The sequence below is a fragment of the Schlesneria sp. genome (assembly GCF_036405755.1).
Lineage (GTDB): Bacteria > Planctomycetota > Planctomycetia > Planctomycetales > Planctomycetaceae > Schlesneria > Schlesneria sphaerica.
On sequence record NZ_DASWWZ010000658.1, the window covers coordinates 1 to 2,228 of the forward strand.

1 protein-coding gene is annotated in these 2,228 nt (G+C 58.2%); it reads right to left on the reverse strand.

Annotated elements, in window-relative coordinates:
• A partial coding sequence (locus VGE80_RS21780; protein ID WP_440594107.1) for an outer membrane protein assembly factor BamB family protein occupies positions 1-1,881 on the reverse strand: 1,881 nt, incomplete at its 3' end.
• Positions 1,882-2,228 lie beyond the last annotated feature (347 nt).

A 2,228-nucleotide genomic window follows, 5' to 3' on the forward strand; every position in this document is an offset into this window, starting at 1 on the left:
GGGGGCGTATCGGTGAGCCCAGAGCACCGATTTTCTCAACTGGTCGATGGCGACGATCCAGCCGACCGTCGTGGGACAAACGATGACTCCGTCGCCGACTGCCACTTGAGACGTAATCCATCGCCGGGCGATATCGAGATCAATCTTCGTGTCCGAGTAAGCGATCAGTTGCGACCACAACGGAGATCCCGACTGGCGGTCCAGCGACCAGAGCCGGATGTCATCTCCTTTACTGGCCACCACGAACAGTTCTTCGCCCGCAACGGCAGGGGTCCCATAGAAGTAGGTTCCGGCGAGCGGCGGGTCGAATGATTCCCGAGATTCGCTGCCCCCCAGGGTCCAGAGTGTTCGGCCGGTATGCAGGTCGTACGAGACGAGGCGGTTCGTCTTCCAGGGAAGTCCAAACGGATCCTGCGGATCGGGATTTCCATCCCAGCCCCAGTGTTGACCGGGTTGATTGCGGGACAGAATGCCATGCTCTTCGATGACGAATAACTGGTTGCCATCGCCACTGATGATTCCGTGAGCACCATCGCGAAACAGCAGACTCGTCAAGGGGCTGTATTCGGCAGCCGATCCCTGGAACTCGTTCATGTTCTGGAATGCATTACCGCGCAGCCGCCAGCCATCCTGCAAATCGATCTGCTGCGAGGGTAAGCCACCCAGAATCCGTTCCGGCGAAATCCCTTCCACGCTTTCCCACAGCGGCCTTCCGGTTTCCAGGTCGACGCTGCGAATGCCCCTCAGATCCCGATATACGACCCTGCCGTCCATCACTAACGGTGAAGAGGCCATGATCTGAGCCCGTTGCTGATCCTGCAGATCCTGCACGAGCCACTTCAGGGCATTCCGCACCGTATGGCTCGAGGTAAGTGGCAAGAACCAGTCTGGTGAGAGCAGAGGGTCGCCCCCCACGGCAGTTCCCAGACGAGCCGCCGTCCCATAGAGCTGCGTCCAGTCGGCCAGGGCCAAGGTCTGTGGCGTTGCGCTGAACTGAACTTTTCCCAGCCAGTCTGCCGCTGGAAGACTGGCCCCACCCAACGTCACCAGCGTGCTTCGACCTTGTGAAAGTTGCTCGAGCAAGGCGTCGGCTTCGGCCTGTTTTCCCGATCGAGCCACCGCCAGAATCGCCTGAAGCTTCCAGCGGTCGTTACGGGTCAGGCTTGCCGGTGATGCGATCAGCTCTTCAAACCACCGCGCCGCCAGGCCAAACTCAGACCGGTCAAAGTGCAGCGAGCCCAGATAGTTCGCAGCCTCGTAACCGGCGGGGGTGTGGAAATAGCGAGTTGCGACGTTCACAAAGTCACGGGTGAGTCCGCTTCGTTTCGCTGCTTCGAGCTGCTGCTGAGCCAGCCCGCTGTACTGACCGCGATATTCCTGCAGGATTGATTCGGGCATTTGCCCAAGCATCTGATTGGCCGTTTTTCGCATCGACTGCCACGATCCGCCCGCAGAACGATGAAGTGAGTCTTCCGACTGATCGAGCAACTTCTGAAGCAGTTCGATGGCCTGCTTCCAGTTTTTCTGTCGAACGGCCAGTTCCGCGGCCTGAAGCACCTGTTCATTCTTGGTGTCGTGAGGGGCCCGACTGTCGATCGAGTCGCGAGGGCTCTCTTCGTCTCCTTCGTCCGTGGACCGAAGTCCCCCTTCGCCCATGTCACGCTGGCGGCGCTGGCCATTGGCTCTCGGGTTGAAAAGTTCCCGGAACAGCCCCTTCAGCAGTCGGACATCGTCCTCGGTCGGGTTCGCCTCTTTTGCAGGCTCAGCGTCCTCGGCTGCACGCAGCAGAACGCCATTCGTCAGAACCGGGGCGAGAAACACAGACAACAAACATCCGGCAATCAACCACGGACGGAATTGTCGAGTACGTTGACGAATCATTATCGAATCCCTCGTTGAACCGAGCAGGATCGAATCGTTATCAGCCACTGACTTCGAATGAAGTCAGGCATGTATCAGTTCGAAGCCCCGGCAAGTATACCGGTGTGAATAACACGAGGATAGGTTGTGGTTTCCGTGGCATTCTGAATAAAACAACCTCGCCCGACACATCGGCGATAATTGAAGTGTTTCTAGAACAGTGTCCGCACTTCGGTCACTTGCTTCAGACACTCGGGACTGTCGTACTTCACGTTATTGACCAGTGAGCAAACAGGGGTTGCCGCGAGAAATTCACTGGGGCAGGGGACGAGGAAACGCCGGAGTACCTCGAGATCGACCAGCTTGGG